This window comes from Streptomyces yangpuensis (assembly GCF_001005295.1).
Lineage (GTDB): Bacteria > Actinomycetota > Actinomycetes > Streptomycetales > Streptomycetaceae > Streptomyces > Streptomyces yangpuensis.
In genome coordinates, this window is record NZ_LBMK01000010.1 from 135068 (window position 1) to 153680 (window position 18613).

Below are 18613 nucleotides of genomic sequence, written 5' to 3' on the forward strand. Positions count from 1 at the left end.
GCAGGGCTCTCACCGGAAGGCATCCAGCCCGGTGAGCGCCTTGCCCAGCACCAACTGGTGCATCTCGACGGTGCCCTCGTAGGTGAGGACCGATTCGAGGTTGGTGGCGTGCCGCATGACGGGGTATTCCAGGGAGATCCCGTTGGCGCCGAGGATGGTCCGCGCGGTGCGGCAGATCTCGATGGCCTCGCGGACGTTGTTGAGCTTGCCGAAACTGATCTGCTCCGGCCGCAGGGTGCCCGCGTCCATCCGCCGGCCCAGGTGGTGGGCGAGCAGGATGCCCTTGTGGAGTTCGAGGGCCATGTCCGCGAGCTTGGCCTGGGTGAGCTGGAAGCCGCCGATGGGCCTGCCGAACTGCTCCCGCGTCCTCGCGTAGTCGAGCGCGGCCTCGAAACTGGCGCGCGCCGCACCCATGGATCCCCAGATGATCCCGTACCGCGCGTGGCTGAGACAGCCGAGCGGCCCCTTGAGACCCGTGACGAGCGGCAGCACCGCGTCGGCGGGCAGCCGTACGTCGTCCATGACCAGCTCGCTGGTGACGCTGGCCCGCAGCGACCACTTGTGCTTGATCTCCGGAGCGGAGAACCCGGGCGCGTCGGTGGGCACCGCGAAGCCGCGGATGCCGTCGTCGGTCTGCGCCCACACCACGGCCACCGAGGCGACGGAGCCGTTGGTGATCCACATCTTGCGGCCGTTCAGCACCCAGTCGGTGCCGTCGCGCTTGGCGTACGTCCGCATCGCGGCGGGGTCCGACCCGACATCGGGCTCGGTCAGCCCGAAGCAGCCGATCAGCTCGCCCGCGGCCATGCCGGGCAGCCAGCGCTGCTTCTGCTCCTCGGAGCCGTACTTCCAGATCGCGTACATGGCCAGCGATCCCTGTACCGAGACCAGCGAGCGGATGCCGGAGTCGGCGGCCTCCAGCTCCAGGCAGGCGAGGCCGTACTGCACGGCGCTGGCACCGGCGCACCCGTAGCCCTCCAAGGACATGCCGAGCGCCCCGATGGCACCGAGTTCCCGGGCCAGTTCCCGGATCGCGGGCAGCTCTCCGCTCTCGTACCACTGGGCGATGTTCGGCAGCACCCGGTCGGCGGCCCAGCCGCGGACGGTGTCCCGGACGGCGAGGTCCTCGGGCCCGAGGAGCTCGTCGAGCCCGAGCGGATCGGTGGGAACGAAGGACACGGGGCCTCCCGGCGGCCTGAGCGGAACCTGCGGCGCAAGGTTTTTGCGCCCACCCGAAGCTATTGGCCTGCGACGGGCAAATCCAGCCCTGTTTTCCGGCGTCGGCCGGCCCTCACCGCTCCGGCCCCGCCGGTGTCCGAGGTGCGGCCGGCTCCGGTCAGCCGGCCTGCTCGACCGGGGTCGGCCGTGCCGCGTCGCCCTTCGCCTGCGCGGGCAGCCGCACGGGCTCGGCGTCGTCGGACACCCCGCACTCCATGACCCGCGGCAGCTTCAGCGCCATCACCGCCCCCGCGAACAGCAGCGCCGCGCTCACCAGCAGCGTGACGTGCAGCCCGTGCACGAAGGAGTGCCGCGCCGCCGCGTACAGCGCGGCCCCGGCCGGGCCGCCGAGGCCCGCCGCGATCTGGTAGGCCTCGCCCAGGGAGTTCGCCGCGCCCGCCGAGTCCGCCGCCGAGACGCCGGGGACGGACACGAGGCCCGGCCGGTACGCCGCGTTCATCACGCTGCCCAGCAGGGCGATGCCGATGCCCGCGCCCAGCTGGTAGGAGGTCTCGCCGATCGAGGCCGCCCCGCCCGCGGTCTCGGCCGGGGCCTCGCTGAGCATCGACTCGTACGCGGCGAACAGCGTGGTCTGCAGTCCGAAGCCGAGCAGGATGAAGCCGACGGTCAGCAGGACCGGCCGGTCCTGCTGGCCCATCAGCGTCAGCAGCAGCACGGCGAAGCCCGTCAGCAGGAAGCCCAGCGACACCATGGTGCGCGGCCCGACCCGGGCCAGCGTGTAGGAGCCGGTGGCGCCCGCGGCCATGGCGGCGAAGGTCAGCGGCAGCAGTCGCAGGCCGGTCTCCAGCGGGCTGAGGTGCAGCACCAGCTGGAGGTACTGGACGGCGATCAGCTCCAGCCCCACCAGCGCGAGCATGGCGAGGACGATGCAGGCGACCGAGGTGGAGAAGGCGGCCCGGGAGAACATCCGCATGTCGATCAGCGGGTGCTCGCGCCGCTTCTGGCGGCGTACGAACAGCACCAGCAGCACCGCACCGAGCAGCAGCGGGACCAGCGCCTCGGCGTCCAGGAGGTGCCGTTCGGCGCCGAGTCGCTTGATCCCGAGCACCGAGCCGAGCACGCCGGCGGCGGCCATCAGCGCGCCGAGCACGTCCCACGGCCCGTCCGCGGAGCCGCGCGACTCCGGCAGCAGCCAGCGTCCGAGCGGCAGGATCAGCGCCATCAGGGGGATGTTGATGAGGAAGACGGAGCCCCACCAGAAGTGCTCGATGAGGAAGCCGCCGAGGACCGGGCCGCTGGCCGCGCCGACCGCGGCGACGGCGGTCCAGATGCCGATGGCCAGGGCCCGCTCGCGCCGGTCGGGAAAGACCTGGCGCAGGATCGACAGGGTGGCCGGCATGATCATCGCTCCGCCGATGCCCAGCAGGGCGCGCGCTGCGATGAGCACCTGGGCGTTGTCGGCGAGGGCCGCTGTCGCGGAGGCCACGCCGAAGAGTCCGTAGCCGAGGAGGAGGATGCGGCGGCGGCCGACCCGGTCGCCGAGGGTGCCGAAAAGGATCAGCAGCGAGGCGCAGACCAGCGGGTAGGCATCGACGACCCAGAGGAGCTCGATCGGGCCGGGCCGCAGGTCCTCGGTGACGGACGGGACCGCCACATGCAGAATCGTCGCGTCGAGCGCGACGAGAACCAGGCTGACGCAGAGAACCGCCAGGACGACCCAGCGGTTGGCACCGCCGGAGGCCGCTCCCAGCCGCTGCCAGGGCGAAGGGGTCCCGGCCGTGGCCGCGTTCGTCCCCGCCATGCATGTACCTCCCAGGTGATCCCTCGCGCTCGGTGGACCAGCGTCTTGTGGAGCCACGGGGGGTGGTGCGCTGTGCGGCATCCAACGGGGTCCGGCATCGACACGCGAGTGAACGGTCAGCGTACGCGAGTTCGCGTGCCCGGCACGTGGCCAAGCTCTCATCCCGGTGACGCCCCCCGTGTGGCGTGCGCCACTCCCCCACCCCGAAGCCTCCCCCCACGTACACGCACGCTCACGGTCCGTGGTTCTCGGCGCCGGCCCAGGTCGGACGCCACCGATAATCATGCCCGTGGAAGATCTTGGATTTCGCCGGGCCGCGCCCGCGCTGGCCGCCTTCGCCGCGGTCCGGCTGCTGGGGCTGACCGTGCTCGCGGTGTGGGGGGCGGTGGCGGGCAGCAGCCCGCACACGCTGCTGTCGGCCCGATGGGACTCGCTCTGGTACGCCCGCATCGCCGCCGAGGGGTACGGCTACGAGATCGCCCTCCCCAACGGCGACGTCCACTCGAACCTGGCGTTCTTCCCGCTGCTGCCGTGGCTGGAGCGGGTGGTGGCGGCGCCGACCGGGCTCTCGTACGGCTCGGCGGGTCTGGTGGTGTCGGTGTGCGCGGGGCTCGCGGCGGCGTGGGGGATCTTCGCGGTGGCCGACCTGCTGCACGGCCGGCGGACCGGGGTGTTCGCGGTCGCCGTCTGGGCGGCGCTGCCCGTCGGGATCGTGCAGTCGATGGCGTACAGCGAGTCGTTGTTCACCGCGCTCGCCGCGTGGTCGCTGTACGGGGCCCTGCGCGGCCGGTGGCTGACGGCGGGCCTGCTCGCCGCCGGGGCCGGCCTGACCCGCCCGGTCGGTGCGGCCGTCGTCTTGGCGGTGTGGGTGGCCGTCGTCCTGGCCCTGCGGCGCGGGGAGCGGTCGTGGCGGATGGCCGCCGGGTCGCTGCTGGCTCCGGCGGGTGCGGCGGCGTACGTGCTGTGGGTGGGCGCGCGCACCGGGGGCGGGCTGCTCGGGTACCTGCAGGTGCAGGCCGGCTGGGGCAACGGCTTCGACGGCGGCTGGGCCTTCGCCCGCTTCGTCGGGACGAAGCTGGCCTCGTCCGCCTTCCCGGCCGGGCTGGGCCTGATCGCCGGGGTCGTCCTGGTGCTGTGGCTGTACGCGGCGTGCGTGCGGCAGCGGCAGCCGGCGCCGCTGCTCGTGTACTGCGGGGTCGTCGTGGCGCTGGCGTTGTGCGCGTCCGGGTACTTCGGGTCGAAGCCGCGGCTGTTGCTGCCCGCCTTCCCGCTGATGCTGGTGCCGGCGGTGGCGCTCGCCCGGTGGCGGACCCGGCGGGCGGTTCTGGTGGTGGGCGCGGCCGCGCTGGTCTCGGCGGTGTACGGAGCGTTCTGGCTGAACGGCTCGGGTCCTCCGTAGGAACCCCGCGTGTCCGGGCGGATCTTCGCCGGCCGTCCACAGGTGAGGGAATCGACCTGCGGCAATAAAGTCCGAATAAGCATCGGAAACAATTTCCGGACATCGGATCGGGAAGGATCCAACCCCTGCCGGAATACCGGGAATTAGGGCCCGCGTGAGACCAACTCCACATCACATGGTCATCACAAACCCCGCGATTCGCCCGGGCCGAGCATCCCCTCACGGTAACGTCGATTGAGTGCGTACCGATCAAATCCTGACCCGTCTGGAGCGGGTCTTCGCCCGGCTGGACCGGGAACCGGAGCGACCGGCTCATCTGCAGACCCCGCAGATGAGCCGGCACCGCGTCGTGCTCCTGGGGTCGACCCTCGCGTTCTATCTCGCCATCGTGGTGGCCGTACTGACCACGTCGTGGCTGGTCCGCCTGGACTGGCAGATCATGTTCTTCCGGCCCTACGAGCAGTGGCCGCAGCTGCACGCGTTCCTCGACTACCTGGTCGTGCTCGGCCAGCGCGGGCCCACCGCGGTCATGGTCGCCGCGTGGCTCGGCTGGCGCTCCTGGCGGCAGCACACCCTCCGCCCGCTGATCACCCTCGGCGTCGCGCTGCTGCTGCTCAACGTCACCGTCGGGTCCGTGAAGCTCGGCCTCGGCCGGCTCGGCCCGCACTACGCGACGGAGATCGGCTCGGCCGAACTCTTCGCGGGCGGCGATATATTCCCTTCCGGCCACACCGCCAACGCCGTCGTGACCTGGGGAATCCTCGCCTACCTGGCTTCCACCGTGGTCACCCGGCGGGTGCTGTCCGTGGTGTCCGCGGTCGTCTCGCTGAGCGTCGGCGCCACCACCGTGTACCTCGGCACGCACTGGGTCAGCGACGTCCTGCTGGGCTGGTCCGCGGGTCTGCTGATCATGCTGGCGCTCCCCTGGTTCGAGCCGCTCATCGCACGGACCGAGGCCTATGTCTTCGACCTGCGCGAGCTGCTGCGCCGTCGGGCCGAGACCGGGCGGATGCCCGCCCCGGTCGTCTCCGCGCTCACGCCGCTGCTTTCCGCGGGCGGCAAGTGGCAGCTGAAGCCGGTGGCGGTGCCCGCCGAGGGACCGTCCGCGGTGCCCGCCCCGGCCACGCCGGCCGGCGCCGCCACGGGGCACGCCCCGGCGCACCGTTCGATCGTGCACCCCGCCAACCGGCCGCACCTGATCCGCTCCGAGCGGACGCCGGTCACCCCGGTCGGCAGCCGCCGCCCCGCGCACACGGCGCACACGGCTCACACCGAGCGGACCGGGACCCGCGGCACCGCGGCCCGTCCGGTGGCCGGCGGCTGACGTTCCACGGCGGGGGCGGTACGCACCATCCACCCCCGCGACGCGAAGGCGGGCCGGGTCGACGACCCGGCCCGCCTTCGGCGTTCGTCAGCGCCGCGCCCGGACGTTCGTCCATCCCGGGTCACGCTTGTGTCACAGAATATCTACAGTCGCCAATTGCTTTCCGAAGCACGACACGCCCGGCGCGCAGACGTATTCGAATTTCCACCGAGAACCACAGAATTGCCTCACCGGATTTCCACGGACGGCCTGGACCGGACCGGCTGAACCCCCCTCAGATCCGCTACATTTCCTTCACTTCGAACTCACGGCCGAGCAGCATGATGTGAATCACCGGAACGTCCGGGTTCACGGCCCGGTGCGCAGCAGGCAGGTGTGCGCGTCGGCCGGTTCCCCGGCACGGCCACGGCGTTCGGCTTCGCCTCAGGCACCGGCGCAGGCGTCGGCTCGGCCACGGCCACAGGCACCGGCTTCGGCGTCGGCGTCGGCGTCGGCGTCGGCGTCGGCTTCACCGTCGGCACGGGGTTCGGCACGGGGTTCGGCTCCGGGAGGAGCAGCAGGGTACCCACCGTGATCGCCTCCGGCTTCGGCCCGATCGTTTCGCGGTTGGCCTCGTACAGCGCCTGCCAGCCGCCCCGCACCCGGCGCTCGCGGGCGATCGTGGCCAGCGTGTCCCCGCTCCGTACGGTGTGCATCCGCCCGGCGAGCCCGTACCGCTTGGAGCAGACCGGCCACGCGTTCCAGCCCTGCGCGGCGAGGACGTCCTGCGCCACCCGGATCTGCTGCACGCGCTCCGCCAGGTCGGCCCGCGGCGCGAACGCCAGGCCGCCGTACTCCTCCCACGTCGGCTGCCAGAACTGCAGCCCGCCGTAGAAGCCGTTGCCGGTGTTCACGGCCCACCGGCCACCGCTCTCGCAGTCGGCCACGCAGTCCCATGGCCATTCCCCGCCCGGTCCGCAGTCCCCGGGCCCGCTCCCGATCACGCCCGGCGAGCCCGGGTGCGCCGCCCCGGCCGGACCCGGCGCGGGCGGCGGCGGTGCCGCGGCCGCCGTCCCCCCGAGCGGTACGAGCGCCAGCACGGAGGCGACGACGGCAGCGGCGCGGGCGGCCCGGTGGGCCCGGGGGGTCCGGAGGTTGGGCATCGGGTCACGCTACGGAGCACTCCACGGGGTTGCGGGGCCCGCCACGCGGCGGTCACGCCACCCCACCCGGTCGGCCGACCCGCCGATCCCGCCGAAACGGCCACACCCGGCCATCAACTGTGCACGACCAGAAACCAGTTGGCACAAAACCGAAGCCTCGGGCGCACCATTCACCCTTCCGGGCGCCCGGTTCGAATCCGTTCCCTCAAATGGCGTGACCCCGGCCGCCGCTCCTGCGTTGTGCCCGGCGAGCCGGGAGCCTCCCGGACCCGCACCTATGCCGAGGAGCCACCCCGTGCCGCGCATGCTCGACGTCAGTGATGAGGTACGTGCCGAGATCGGCGACGAAGAAGCCGACAGGCTGCTCGTCGGCGACGACGCGCCGCGCAGTTACGACTGCACCTCCTGCCGTACTCCGGGCGACCCCGAGAACGACCGCACCAGCACGGTGCTGTTCGTCGGCGAGGAGACCGCCGTCCTCGCCTTCGCCCACGCCACCTGCATCCCCTCGCAGGTCGTCTCCGTCTCCGAGGAGCAGCTCCAGGGCGCGGTCCGCAGCATCACCGGTGACAGCCCGGCCTCCGCGTCGGAGGCGGGCGCCCCCGCCCCGCAGAACGTGCCGGGCGGGCAGGCCGTCCTCGGCATCACCAGCGGCCTTGTGCTGATCGGCGGCGAGCTGCACCCCGCCCTGGTCGTCGAGCCGACCGCGCCCATCGCCCGCCCGGGCAGCGACGGCCCCGGCGACGACTTCCTGCCGCTCCTGATCGAGCAGGGCTTCATCCCGGTGACCGACACGAGCGAACTGCCCACCCTCCTCGGCGGCTGGTCGGTCCTGCTCGCGGCCGGACAGCTGCACGCCGTGCTCCAGCCCGGCACCGACGGCGGCGGCCAGGTCGCCTGGTGGCAGGCCCACCAGGCGCTGTCGGTCACCGACGGCTGGCGGACCGCCGTCCAGAAGACCCAGCGCGTGCTGATCTACGCCGCGCCGGTCGGTTCCATCGGCCAGCAGCCGCGCGAGGACCTGCTGCGCGACGCGCTCGACAAGGCCGCCGCCGCGGGCAAGCTCGTGGCCGCCGCGATGCCCCTCGCGGGGACGCCCGGCGCCTGATCCCGCGCCGGTACCGAAAGCGGCCGCCCGGCCCCCCGCAGTGGGGGCCGGGCGGCGTGCGCCGGGGGTGTGCGGTCCGTCCCGCACACCCCCGGCGATCTGCGTTTCCCGCCCCCTCACCCCGCATCCGCAGAGCGCCGGTTTCGTTGGCTGATACGTGCATCCATACGACTCCTCCCGCGCCCCGTCCTATCCGAGCGCCGTTCCCGCCATGCGTCCCGTACGGGACCGGGACAGCTCGCCGGCCGCCGTCTCGCACACCCCGATCTACGACACGCTGTACTCGGAGTACCTGCGCGCCTTTCGGGCTCTGCCGGGCGACCGTACGGGCGAGGAGGATCTCGGCTTCACGGCCTTCTCGTACGGGGGCGGCTACAGCGGGGGCACGTACGGCAGCGGCTGGAACGGTTCGGCATGGCAGCGGACCGAATGGCAGCCCTCCTACACCCCGCAGACGCCGTCACCGGCGCCGTCCGTACCGGCCCCGTCGCAGCCCCAGACCCAGCCCGCCTACTCGTACGCGGGCGGCTCCGGATACGCCGACGGGCGGCAACACCAGACCGGGATGACGCACATCCCGGCGGCCCTGCCGCCCGCTCCGCGCCGGGGCTACTGACCCCGGACCGCCGCTACTTCTTCTTCTTGTACTGGGCGCCGCGCTTCTCGCGCACCCGCACCGAGATGTGGATCGGGGTGCCCTCGAAGCCGAACTCCTCGCGCAGGCGGCGCTCGATGAAGCGCCGGTAACCGTGCTCCAGGAAGCCGGAGGCGAAGAGGACGAACCGCGGCGGCTTGCTCCCCGCCTGGGTACCGAACAGGATGCGGGGCTGCTTGCCGCCGCGGATCGGGTGCGGGTGGGCGGCGACGACCTCACCGAGGAAGGCGTTCAGCCGGCCGGTGGGAACGCGCGTCTCCCAGCCCGCGAGGGCGGTCTCGATCGCCGGGACCAGCTTCTCCATGTGACGGCCGGTGAGTGCCGAGACGTTCACCCGGGGCGCCCAGGAGACCTGCTGCATCTCGGTCTCGATCTCGCGCTCGAGGTAGTAGCGGCGCTCCTCGTCGAGCTCGTCCCACTTGTTGTAGGCGATCACGATCGCGCGGCCGGCCTCGACGGCCATGGTGATGATGCGCTGGTCCTGGACGCTGATGGTCTCGGTGGTGTCGATCAGGATGACCGCCACCTCCGCCTTCTCGACGGCCGCGGCCGTGCGCAGCGAGGCGTAGTAGTCGGCACCCTGCTGGAGGTGAACCTTCTTGCGGATACCGGCGGTGTCGACGAACTTCCAGGTGACGCCACCGAGCTCGATCAGCTCGTCGACCGGGTCGCGGGTGGTGCCGGCCAGCTCGTTGACGACGACCCGGTTCTCCTTCGCGACCTTGTTCAGGAGCGAGGACTTGCCGACGTTCGGGCGGCCGATCAGGGCGATGCGGCGGGGGCCGCCGGGGGCGACGCCGCCGAAGGTCTGCTCGGGGGCGTCCGGCAGGACGTCGAGGACGGCGTCCAGCATGTCGCCGGTGCCGCGGCCGTGCAGGGAGGAGACCGGGTGCGGCATGCCGAGGCCCAGCGACCACAGCGAGGCCGCGTCGGACTCGCCGCTCTGGCCGTCGACCTTGTTGGCGCACAGGACGACGGGCTTCTTGGCCTTGCGGAGCAGCTTGACGACGGCCTCGTCGCTGTCGGTGGCGCCGACCTTGGCGTCCACGACGAAGACGACCGCGTCGGCGGTCTCGATGGCGTATTCGGCCTGGGCGGCGACGGCGGCGTCGATACCGAGGACGTCCTGTTCCCAGCCGCCGGTGTCGACGACCTTGAAGCGGCGCCCCGCCCACTCGGCCTCGTAGGTGACGCGGTCGCGGGTGACGCCGGGCTTGTCCTCGACGACCGCCTCGCGGCGGCCGATGATGCGGTTCACCAGGGTGGACTTGCCGACGTTGGGGCGGCCCACGACGGCGAGGACGGGCAGCGGGCCGTGGCCCGCCTCCTCGATGGCACCTTCGACGTCTTCGAGGTCGAAGCCCTCTTCCGCGGCGAGCTCCATGAACTCCGCGTACTCGGCGTCGCCAAGTGCTCCGTGGTCGTGCTGGTCGTTCATGAAGTCCGTTCCTCGTCGTTCGTGGTGATCGGTGGTGCCCGCGCAGCGCGGTTCCACTACTGGGTTCAAGTCTCGCTCAGCGCCCGGTCAGGCGCTTGGCGTCGGCCAGGTGGGCGGTCAGCCGGTCCTGGATGCGTACGGTCGCCAGGTCCAGCGCGGTACGGGTGCGGCGGCCGCTGCCGTCCCCGGCGTCGAAGGCCGAGCCGAAGACGACGTCGACCCGGCTCTTGAAGGGCGGCAGGCCCGGAATGAGCCTGCCGCGGCCCTCGGCGCTGCCGAGGACGGCGACGGGCACGATGGGCGCGCCGCTGCGGACCGCGAAGTACGCGAGTCCCGCGCGCAGCGAGGCGAAATCGCCCTCGCCCCGGCTGCCCTCGGGGAATATCCCCAGGGCCCCGCCCTGGTCGAGCACGGCGAGGGCGCGGCCTATCGCCGCCCGGTCGGCGCCGGAGCGGTCGACCTTAACCTGGCCGATGCCGTCCAGGAAGGGGCCGAGGGGGCCCACGTACGCTTCCTTCTTGATCAGGAAGTGCAGGGGGCGGGGTGCGGTACCCATGACCATGGGGCCGTCTATGTTGTGGGTGTGGTTCACGGCGAGGATGACGGGGCCCGAGGCGGGCACCTTCCAGGCGCCCAGTACGCGCGGCTTCCACAGCCCGTACATGAGGCCGATGCCGATGCGCCTGCCGACCGCCGCACCCTTGAGGGAGGGCGCTGCGCTCACTTGCGGCCCGCCCGCTTCTCTTCCACGAGCGTCACGACGCACTCGATCACCTGGTCGAGCGTGAGCTCGGTGGTGTCCACCTCGACCGCGTCGCCGGCCTTGGCCAGCGGCGAGGTCTTGCGGCCGGAGTCCGCGGCGTCGCGCTGGATCAGCGCCGCCTTGGTGGCCGCGAGGTCGGCGGCCTCCTTGCCGCGGAGCTCTCCGCTGCGCCGGGCGGCGCGCGCCTCGGCGGAGGCCGTCAGGAAGATCTTGAGGTCGGCGTCGGGGAGGACGGTCGTGCCGATGTCCCGGCCCTCGACGACGATCCCGTCCGCGTCCCGGGCGGCCTCGGCGGCGATGGAACGCTGCAGCTCGGTGATGAGCGTGCGCACCTCGGGGACCGCGCTGACGGCGCTGACCTTGGAGGTGACCTCCTGGGTCCGGATGGGACCGGCGGCGTCGAGGCCGTCCACGGTGATGGTGGGCGCGGCCGGGTCGGTGCCGGACACGATGGACGGCTTGCCGGCGGCGACCGCCACGGCCTGCGCGTCGTCGGTGTCGACCCCGTTGGAGATCATCCACCAGGTGATGGCCCGGTACTGGGCACCGGTGTCCAGGTAGCGCAGCCCGAGCTTGGCGGCCACGGCCTTGGAGGTGCTGGACTTGCCCGTGCCGGAGGGACCGTCGATGGCGACGATCACGGCGGACGGAGCTGCGGTTTCCACGGTGCGGGCACCTTCCTGGTTGCGCGTGCGTGTCAGGGCGCGGCAAAGCGCCCCTCTCCAAGGTTACCGGGCGCCGACACCCCCCGGCCCCGCCCGGCCCCGCCTGCCCTGTCCGGGCTACTGGCTGCGCAGGGCCCAGCCCCGTTCCCGCAGCTCGGCCGTGAGGGCGGCGGCGGACCGCGGCTCGACCATGAGCTGGACGAGACCGGCCTGCTGGCCCGTGGCGTGCTCGATCCGCACGTCCTCGATGTTGACGCCCGCGCGGCCGGCGTCGGCGAAGATCCTCGCCAGCTCGCCCGGCTGGTCGCTGATGAGCACGGCCACGGTCTCGTAGACCGTGGGCGCCGCTCCGTGCTTGCCCGGGACCCGGACCCGGCCGGCGTTCCCGCGGCGCAGTACGTCCTCGATGCCCGCGGCGCCGCCGCGGCGCTTCTCCACGTCGGCGGACTGGAGGCTGCGCAGCGCGTCGACGGTCTCCTCCAGGTCGGCGGCGATCCCAGCGAGGACGTCGGCGACCGGTCCCGGGTTGGCCGACAGGATCTCCACCCACATGCGCGGGTCGGAGGCGGCGATCCGGGTCACGTCACGGATGCCCTGCCCGCACAGCCGTACGGCCGTCTCGTCGGCCTTCTCCAGCCGGGCCGCGACCATGCTGGAGACGAGCTGCGGGGTGTGCGAGACGAGCGCGACGGCCCGGTCGTGGGCGTCGGCGTCCATCACCACCGGTACGGCCCGGGAGAGGGCGACGAGCTCCAGGGCGAGGTTGAGCACCTCGTGGTCGGTCTCGCGGGTCGGGGTGAGCACCCAGGGGCGGCCTTCGAAGAGGTCCGCCGTCGCGGCGAGCGGACCCGACTGCTCCTTGCCCGCCATCGGGTGCGTGCCGATGTAGGCGGTGGCGTCCACGCCGAGCGCGGCCAGTTCCCGCCGTGGTCCGCCCTTGACGCTGGCCACGTCGACGTAGGCCCGCGCCGCGCCGCGCCCTATCAGGTCGGCCAGGGTCGCGGCGACGTGGGCCGGCGGTACGGCGACGATCGCGAGGTCGACCTGCTCCTGCGGGGGTTCGTCGGTGCCGGCCCCGAGGGCGGCGGCGGTACGGGCCCGGTCCGGGTCGTGGTCGGCGAGGTGCACGGTGACCCCGCGGGCGGTCAGGGCGAGCGCCGCGGAGGTGCCGATCAGTCCGGTTCCGATGACGACGGCGGTTCTCACGGGGCGCTCCACAGGTGCGTGACGACAGGTTCTGACTCAGGGTAGCCAGACGGTACGCCGCGAGGGCCCGGCTGCCCGCCCTGTGGGACGGCGGCCGGGCCCTGGTGGGACGACGTCTTCAGAACTTCTGCTGCCGGATGATGTCCTCGATCGAACCGGTGGGGATCTCTCCGCCCGGGGTGAGTCTGTCGACCGCCTGCGGCAGGCTCTGCGCGATCTGGTCCGCGGCCTGTTCCGGGGAGACGCCGGCCTGGGCGGCGACCGTCCGAAGGGTCTCGTCCGGCAGGGCCTCGCTGATCTGCGCGCCGCTCACCGGCTGGTTCTCGCCCGTGCCGATCCAGGACTGCGCCTGGCCGGCCAGGCCGGACCTGGTCAGCATGTCCATGAGGCCGCCGAGCGGGTTGTCCGCGCCGCCGCCCGCCTGGGCACCGCCGCCGGCGCCGGCGCCGCCCATGAGCGCGCCGAGCAGGGCGCCGAGGACGTTTCCTCCGCCCCCGCCTCCCCCGCCGCCGCTCCCGGCGTGCCCAGCGCCACCGCCGGCGCCGAGGAGGCCGCCGAGGAGCGAGCCGAGGTCGTTACCTGCCATCGTCGTGCCTTTCGCAGGAGGGCCGGGCCGCGCGGACAGCTCCGTACCCGGCTTCGGGACACGGACAATGTCACCCACACCGGGTGGTGTCGCCACCCGGCACCCGGGCGCCGGGCCGCTGGGGTAGAACGATCGGCATGATCTTCCACATCGTCCCGCTCGCCGACTGGACCGCCGCACCCGAGCTGCCGTACGCCCCGCCCTCGCTCGACTCCGAGGGATTCGTGCACTGTTCGGCGGACCGTACGACGGCGCTCGGGATCGCCGACACGCACTACCGGGAGCAGCCGGGCACCCTGCTCGCGGTCGAGCTCGACGAGGACGCGCTGACCGCGGAGGTCCGCCGGGAGGGTGGTTCCGGCGACCGTTTCCCACATGTTTTCGGTCCGCTGAACCGGGACGCCGTGGTCCACGTGTGGGAGGTCGTACGCACACCTGGCACATCCGCATCACTGGCACCGTGGCAGCGGAGCTCGTGATTCGGGCGCGGCAGGCTTCACCTGAGGCCCGCCGCACGTCAGGATGCTGCACGCCGATCCGCCACACAGCGAGGAGAGACTGATGAGCGACCCCACGCAGACCGCCCGGCGCAAGGTACTGGTGATCGGAGCGGCCACCCTGGCCGGCGGTGCGCTCACCGCCTGCGGGGGCGGCGGCGACGGCGGGAACGCCGCGACCGGCGAACAGAACGGCGCCGCCACCCCGCCGCCCGGCTCCGCCCCGGCCGACGCGCCCTCGGCGGGCGGCGCGGCCGCCGGTACGAAGTCCATCGCCAAGGCGGCGGACGTGCCGGTGGGCGGCGGCAAGGTCCTCAAGGAGGAGAAGCTCGTGGTCACCCAGCCCACGGCGGGCTCCTTCCGCTGCTTCACGGCGGTCTGCCCCCACCAGGGCTGCCTGGTGAGCAAGGTGGCGGACAACACCATCAACTGCGCCTGCCACAACAGCGAGTTCAAGGCCACGGACGGCTCGAAGGTCTCGGGACCGGCCACCAAGGGGCTCGCCGAGAAGAAGATCACGGTCTCGGCGGACGGCAGCATCACGCTCGCGTAGCGGGCGCTCGCAGCCCTGCCGGCCTGCGGAAAAGGCCCGGCAGGGCGGGTGCGCCCTGGCATAGGCTCCCCGGATGGACGATCTGACGCTGGTACGGGACCACACGGTCTACCGGTGCGTGATGGGCTCCCGGGCGTTCGGGCTGGCCACGGAGACCAGCGACACCGACCGGCGCGGCGTCTACCTCGCCCCGACACCGCTGTTCTGGCGGTTCGAGAAGCCGCCCGCGCACGTCGAGGGGCCCCGGGAGGAGGAGTTCTCCTGGGAACTGGAACGTTTCTGCGAACTCGCCCTGCGGGCCAACCCGAACATCCTGGAGTGCCTGCACTCGCCCCTGGTGGAGCATGCCGACCCGGTGGGCCGGGAGCTGCTGTCGCTGCGCGGGGCCTTCCTCTCCCGGCGGGCGCACACCAGCTTCAGCCGGTACGCGGCCTCACAGCACGGCAAACTCGTCGCGGACGTCCGCCTCCACGGGGCGCCGCGCTGGAAGCACGCGATGCACCTGCTGCGCCTGCTGCTGTCCTGCCGCGACCTGCTGCGCACGGGGCTCCTGAGCATCGACGCGGGCCCGTACCGCGACCGCCTCCTCGCCGTCCGCCGCGGTGAGCTCACCTGGGACGAGGTCGACGCCTGGATGACCCGCCTGCAGGAGGAGACGGAGCGGGCCCTGGCCGGCACTCCCCTGCCGGAGGACCCGGACCGGGCCCGGGTGGAGGACTTCCTCGTCCGCACCCGGCGGGCGTCAGCCGCGTAGGACCCGGCGGGCGACGACGAACGCGTCCAGCGCGTCGTGCGCCGGCCCGTGCGCGGGCAGCGCGGTGCCCGCCTGCGCGGTGTCCAGCGTGGATCAGGCGTCCCAGAGGGTGCCGAAGGCCAGGAGTTCGTCCCGGTACTCGATGCGGCCCTCCCACTCGTGCGGCCAGACGTCCGCCCCGAGGTGGGCTCCGGCGAAGGCGCCGGCGAGGCAGGCGAGGGAGTCGGAGTCGCCTCTCGTGCAGGCGGCTCGGCGCAGGGCGGTCAGGGGCTCGTCCGGGAAGAGGAGGAAGCACTGCAGGGCGGTGGCGAGGGCCTCCTCGGCGATCCAGCCGTCGCCGGTGGTCAGGCAGGGGTCGGTCTCGGGGGACGGGGTCTTCAGGGCGGCCGCGAGCCGGTCGAGCACCTCCAGGCATTCGTCCCAGCCGCGCGCGATGAAGGATTCGGGCGTGGCGTCGGAGGCGGTGCGTATCCAGAGGTCGCCGAGCCAGCGCTCGTGGTAGCGGGTGCGGTTCTCCAGGGCGTAGGAGCGCAGTTGCCCGACGAGTCCGGTGACCTCGGTGCCGGCGGCCAGCAGGTGCACGGCCCGCGCGGTCAGGTCGGAGGCGGCGAGCGCCGTCGGGTGGCCGTGGGTGAGGGCGGACTGGAGCTGGGCGGCGCCGGCCCGTTCCTCCTCGGTCCAGCCGGGCACCAGCCCGACGGGGGCCACCCGCATGTTCGCCCCGCAGCCCTTGGAGCCGGTCTGGCTGGCGTCGCGCCAGTCGCGCTGCGGGTCGTTCAGCAGGTCGCAGGCCCGCAGGCAGGTGTTGCCGGGCGCCCGGTTGTTCTCCGGAGAGTGGTACCAGTCGACGAACTCCTGGCGGACGGGCGGGGTCAGCCACAGCGGTCCTACGTGGCCGCGGGCCGTCGCGGTCCGGATGCCGCGGGCCAGGGCGAGGGTCATCTGGGTGTCGTCCGTGACGATCGCCGGGCGGGGCAGGTGCATCTCGCGCCACGGGCCCGTCTTGGCGAGGATCGCGGGAACGTCGTTGAACTCGGTCGGGAAGCCCAGGGCGTCGCCCAGGGCCAGGCCGGTCAGCGCGCCTGTCGCGGCTCGTTTGGTCATCGTGGGGGTCCTTCCGGTCGGAGCAGAGGTGGATGGAGGGCGGTCGCCGGGCCGGCCCGGTAGAGGGCGGCCGGTTTGCCGCGGCCCCCGGTGAGCCGGGCGGCGCCCGGTACGGCCTCGACGAACCCGGGCGTCGTCAGGACCTTGCGGCGGAAGTTGGGGCGGTCGAGCACGGTGTCCCAGACGGTCTCGTAGACGGCCAGGAGCTCCCCGAGGGTGAACTCGGGCGGGCAGAAGGCGGTGGCCAGGCAGGTGTACTCCAGCTTCGAGCGGACCCGCTCACGCGCGTCCGCCAGGATCACCGCGTGGTCGAAGGCCAGGTCCGGGGCCTCGCCCAGCGGCAGCCAGCGGGCCTGCACCGCGTCCCCTCCGCCCTCGGCGGCCGGCTCGGGCAGGTCCGGGACGAGGGCCGTGAACGCCACCGAGACCACCCGCATCCGGGGGTCCCGGTCGGGCTCGCTGTAGGTGCGCAGCTGCTCCAGGTGCAGGGCCGCCACGATGTGCTCGGGCAGGCCGGTCTCCTCGGCCAGTTCACGCCGGGCGGCCGCCTCGGCGGACTCCCGGGGCAGGACGAACCCGCCGGGCAGCGCCCAGGAACCCGCGTACGGCTCCTGGCCGCGCCGGATCAGCAGGACGTGCAGGGCGCCGCCGCGCACGGTGAAGACGGCGAGGTCGACGGTCACCGCGAACGGCTCGAAGGCGTACGGGTCGTAGCCCGGCCCCGCCGCCCCGTTCACCGGTTCTCCGGGAGGGGGTCGGCGAACCGCCAGCCTTCGGCGAGCAGTTCGTCGACGGCCGCCACGGCCGTGGCGAGCCGCTCCCGGCGGCCGCCGCGCAGGGACAGGTAGCGCTTTCCGGTGGCTTCCAGCTCCTCGCGGAAGCGGCGGGTCATCCAGGGTCTGAGGTGGGGCCCGTCGCGCAGTCCGTCGTCCTCGAAGGGCACGTCGGCGTCCTCGGTGAGCAGGTACAGGTCCCGGTGTGTGCGGGCGGCGATCCGCTCGACCTCGGCGTTGCGGCCGCCCATGTACCGCTCGTGCCAGATGCCGGTGGCGAAGGAGTCGGTGTCGCAGACCAGCACCGGGGAGCCCTGGCGGGCCGCCCGCTCCTCCTCCTCGTCCTGGCGGCGGGCGATGACGGGGAACTCCTCCGCGGTGAAGGAGACGTCCGCCCAGGTGGCGGCCGGGTCCGCGGCCCGGGCCGCGGCGAGCTTCTCCTCGCTGTAGCGGCGTCCGTACTCCTCGACCCAGCCCGTGGCCGCCCAGACCCCGCCGCGGGCCCGCAGGTGCGCGGCCAGGTCCCGGGACAGGGTGGTCGTCCCGGTGGACTCGGCGCCGAGGACGACGACACGGCGCGCGAGGCGGGCTCGCACGGCCGGTCCCAGGAAGTCCCAGCAGGCGGCCGGGTCGGCCCGGACCGCCGTCCCGGACACCGGGAACAGGGTCCGGGCGGGGTCCACGCAGACCTCCTCGGCGCCGAACCGGCGCGCGAGTTCGGTGCCGTACTCCTCCGAGGTGAAGACGGCGTCGACAGGGCGGCCGACCGCGGCCCGGAAGATCGCCATGTGGGCCTCCCAGATCTCCGGGTCGTGCAGGTCGACGGGGATGTCGTCGACGGCTCCGACGACGTCCGTGTCCGGGTGGGCCTCGCGCATCCAGGCGACCCGGTCGGCGAGCGGCACCGATTCCACGGAGGCCGCGCAGACCAGGACGGTCAGCCGCTCGCAGCGGTCCTGGGCGGTGCGCACCAGGTGGTGGTGGCCGGCGTGCGGCGGGTAGAACTTGCCGAGCACCAGCCCGTGGCCGAAGCGCCTCATGCCGTCGCCCCCAGGGCCGTGCGGGTGCCGCGTTCCGCGAGCGTGCGCCGCCAGCCGAGCAGGCCGACGACGCAGAGCGCGAGGAAGCCGACGTAGAGCAGGGCGGTGAGGTGGAGCCCCTTGTGGACGTACAGGGGGATGTAGACGAGGTCGGCGGCGATCCACAGCCACCAGGACTCGACCAGTTTGCGGCACTGGCCGTACGTCGCCGTGAGGGAGAGCGCGGTCGTGACGGCGTCCCAGAAGGGGACGGTCGAGTCGGTGGCCCGGGACAGGAGCAGGGTGAGGCCGAGGGTCCCCGCCGCCCCCGCCGCGGCCAGCCAGACCCATTCGGTGCGCGTGGTGCGGCGCACCGGCAGGGCTTCGGCGGTTCCTGGTCCACCCCCGTGGGTCCAGGACCACCAGCCGTACGCGGCGAGGGCGATGAAGACGATCTGGAGCCCGGCGTCGGCGTAGAGGCCGGCCTGGGTGAAGAGAACGATGAAAAAAACGTTGTTGGCGATGCCGATCGGCCAGTTGGCGATGTGCTGGCGGGCCACCAGCCAGACGCACAGGGCGCCCGTGGCGAACCCGAGCACCTCGGTCCAGCTCAAGGTCCAGTTCATGCCGGGCCCCCACTTCCTTTA

Annotated in this window: 19 protein-coding genes; 7 read left to right on the top strand and 12 right to left on the bottom strand. The window is 73.0% G+C overall.

All coding sequences use genetic code 11. The features are described from left to right. Positions 1-9: 9 nt before the first annotated feature. Positions 10-1179: an acyl-CoA dehydrogenase family protein gene (locus tag AAT21_RS32625; RefSeq protein WP_046780580.1), complete on the bottom strand. Its 1170-nt coding sequence runs from the start codon at positions 1177-1179 to the stop codon at positions 10-12. 157 nt (positions 1180-1336) lie between these two features. Next, complete coding sequence (locus AAT21_RS32630) at positions 1337-2980, bottom strand: MFS transporter (RefSeq protein WP_046780581.1); 1644 nt, start codon at positions 2978-2980, stop codon at positions 1337-1339. 283 nt (positions 2981-3263) lie between these two features. On the opposite strand from AAT21_RS32630, the gene AAT21_RS32635 reads away from it, so the two are divergent. Further along, positions 3264-4379 (top strand): membrane protein, encoded by a 1116-nt coding sequence (locus AAT21_RS32635; protein WP_046780582.1) that lies wholly within the window; start codon positions 3264-3266, stop codon positions 4377-4379. A 238-nt stretch (positions 4380-4617) separates the two neighbouring features. Next, positions 4618-5703, top strand: a complete 1086-nt coding sequence (locus AAT21_RS32640; protein ID WP_046780583.1) for a phosphatase PAP2 family protein — start codon at positions 4618-4620, stop codon at positions 5701-5703. Between the two features lie 305 nt (positions 5704-6008). Here the strand turns inward: AAT21_RS32640 and AAT21_RS36320 are convergent, their stop codons facing one another. Beyond that, a complete protein-coding gene (locus AAT21_RS36320) occupies positions 6009-6845 on the bottom strand; it encodes a LysM peptidoglycan-binding domain-containing protein (RefSeq protein ID WP_079026107.1) in 837 nt (278 codons plus the stop codon). A gap of 295 nt (positions 6846-7140) precedes the next feature. Between AAT21_RS36320 and AAT21_RS32650 the strand changes: the two genes are divergently transcribed. Further along, on the top strand, positions 7141-7953 hold the full coding sequence (locus tag AAT21_RS32650) for a hypothetical protein (protein WP_046780584.1): 813 nt from the start codon (positions 7141-7143) through the stop codon (positions 7951-7953). Positions 7954-8110: 157 nt separating this feature from the next. After that, the gene (locus AAT21_RS32655) at positions 8111-8569 is read left to right on the top strand and encodes a hypothetical protein (RefSeq protein ID WP_052758085.1); all 459 of its coding nucleotides are present in this window, start codon (positions 8111-8113) and stop codon (positions 8567-8569) included. A gap of 13 nt (positions 8570-8582) precedes the next feature. Here AAT21_RS32655 and der read toward each other — a convergent pair whose 3' ends face one another. From der to AAT21_RS32680, 5 genes are all read right to left on the bottom strand, one after another. Continuing rightward, complete coding sequence (gene der, locus AAT21_RS32660; RefSeq protein WP_046780586.1) at positions 8583-10046, bottom strand: ribosome biogenesis GTPase Der; 1464 nt, start codon at positions 10044-10046, stop codon at positions 8583-8585. Between the two features lie 76 nt (positions 10047-10122). Continuing rightward, a complete protein-coding gene (locus AAT21_RS32665) occupies positions 10123-10812 on the bottom strand; it encodes a lysophospholipid acyltransferase family protein (protein WP_079026108.1) in 690 nt (229 codons plus the stop codon). Next, positions 10767-11474 carry a (d)CMP kinase gene (gene cmk, locus AAT21_RS32670; RefSeq protein ID WP_046780588.1) on the bottom strand — a complete coding sequence of 236 codons (708 nt, stop codon included), beginning with the start codon at positions 11472-11474 and terminating at the stop codon, positions 10767-10769. Before cmk ends, AAT21_RS32665 begins: the two co-directional genes overlap by 46 nt. Positions 11475-11591: 117 nt before the next feature. Beyond that, positions 11592-12680, bottom strand: coding sequence for a prephenate dehydrogenase (locus AAT21_RS32675; RefSeq protein ID WP_046780589.1), 1089 nt, complete (start codon positions 12678-12680; stop codon positions 11592-11594). Positions 12681-12798: 118 nt separating this feature from the next. After that, a complete protein-coding gene (locus AAT21_RS32680; RefSeq protein WP_046780590.1) occupies positions 12799-13266 on the bottom strand; it encodes a YidB family protein in 468 nt (155 codons plus the stop codon). A gap of 137 nt (positions 13267-13403) precedes the next feature. On the opposite strand from AAT21_RS32680, the gene AAT21_RS32685 reads away from it, so the two are divergent. The 3 genes from AAT21_RS32685 (at position 13404) to AAT21_RS32695 (ending at position 15070) form a co-directional block, all read left to right on the top strand. Further along, on the top strand, positions 13404-13745 hold the full coding sequence (locus AAT21_RS32685; protein ID WP_046780591.1) for a DUF952 domain-containing protein: 342 nt from the start codon (positions 13404-13406) through the stop codon (positions 13743-13745). Positions 13746-13827: 82 nt separating this feature from the next. Next, positions 13828-14316, top strand: a complete 489-nt coding sequence (locus AAT21_RS32690) for a Rieske (2Fe-2S) protein (protein WP_046780592.1) — start codon at positions 13828-13830, stop codon at positions 14314-14316. 73 nt (positions 14317-14389) lie between these two features. Beyond that, complete coding sequence (locus AAT21_RS32695; RefSeq protein WP_046780593.1) at positions 14390-15070, top strand: nucleotidyltransferase domain-containing protein; 681 nt, start codon at positions 14390-14392, stop codon at positions 15068-15070. A gap of 93 nt (positions 15071-15163) precedes the next feature. Here the strand turns inward: AAT21_RS32695 and AAT21_RS32700 are convergent, their stop codons facing one another. The 4 genes from AAT21_RS32700 to pnuC are packed head-to-tail and all read right to left on the bottom strand — an operon-like array spanning position 15164 to position 18592. Next, on the bottom strand, positions 15164-16174 hold the full coding sequence (locus tag AAT21_RS32700; protein WP_046780594.1) for an ADP-ribosylglycohydrolase family protein: 1011 nt from the start codon (positions 16172-16174) through the stop codon (positions 15164-15166). Continuing rightward, positions 16171-16944 carry an NUDIX hydrolase gene (locus tag AAT21_RS32705; protein ID WP_046780637.1) on the bottom strand — a complete coding sequence of 258 codons (774 nt, stop codon included), beginning with the start codon at positions 16942-16944 and terminating at the stop codon, positions 16171-16173. Before AAT21_RS32705 ends, AAT21_RS32700 begins: the two co-directional genes overlap by 4 nt. Beyond that, complete coding sequence (locus AAT21_RS32710) at positions 16908-17987, bottom strand: AAA family ATPase (RefSeq protein WP_046780595.1); 1080 nt, start codon at positions 17985-17987, stop codon at positions 16908-16910. Before AAT21_RS32710 ends, AAT21_RS32705 begins: the two co-directional genes overlap by 37 nt. Beyond that, positions 17984-18592, bottom strand: coding sequence for a nicotinamide riboside transporter PnuC (pnuC, locus tag AAT21_RS32715; RefSeq protein WP_046780596.1), 609 nt, complete (start codon positions 18590-18592; stop codon positions 17984-17986). Before pnuC ends, AAT21_RS32710 begins: the two co-directional genes overlap by 4 nt. Between the last annotated feature and the right edge of the window lie 21 nt (positions 18593-18613).

Bases quoted from the DNA above. Each gene is read 5' to 3' on its own strand.
- AAT21_RS32630 (WP_046780581.1), bottom strand. From the start codon at position 2,980: ATGGCGGGGACGAACGCGGCCACGGCCGGGACCCCTTCGCCCTGGCAG.
- AAT21_RS32635 (WP_046780582.1), top strand. From the start codon at position 3,264: ATGCCCGTGGAAGATCTTGGATTTCGCCGGGCCGCGCCCGCGCTGGCC.
- AAT21_RS36320 (WP_079026107.1), bottom strand. From the start codon at position 6,845: ATGCCCAACCTCCGGACCCCCCGGGCCCACCGGGCCGCCCGCGCCGCT.
- der (WP_046780586.1), bottom strand. From the start codon at position 10,046: ATGAACGACCAGCACGACCACGGAGCACTTGGCGACGCCGAGTACGCG.
- AAT21_RS32680 (WP_046780590.1), bottom strand. From the start codon at position 13,266: ATGGCAGGTAACGACCTCGGCTCGCTCCTCGGCGGCCTCCTCGGCGCC.
- AAT21_RS32685 (WP_046780591.1), top strand. From the start codon at position 13,404: ATGATCTTCCACATCGTCCCGCTCGCCGACTGGACCGCCGCACCCGAG.
- AAT21_RS32690 (WP_046780592.1), top strand. From the start codon at position 13,828: ATGAGCGACCCCACGCAGACCGCCCGGCGCAAGGTACTGGTGATCGGA.
- AAT21_RS32695 (WP_046780593.1), top strand. From the start codon at position 14,390: ATGGACGATCTGACGCTGGTACGGGACCACACGGTCTACCGGTGCGTG.
- AAT21_RS32700 (WP_046780594.1), bottom strand. From the start codon at position 16,174: ATGACCAAACGAGCCGCGACAGGCGCGCTGACCGGCCTGGCCCTGGGC.
- AAT21_RS32710 (WP_046780595.1), bottom strand. From the start codon at position 17,987: ATGAGGCGCTTCGGCCACGGGCTGGTGCTCGGCAAGTTCTACCCGCCG.
- pnuC (WP_046780596.1), bottom strand. From the start codon at position 18,592: ATGAACTGGACCTTGAGCTGGACCGAGGTGCTCGGGTTCGCCACGGGC.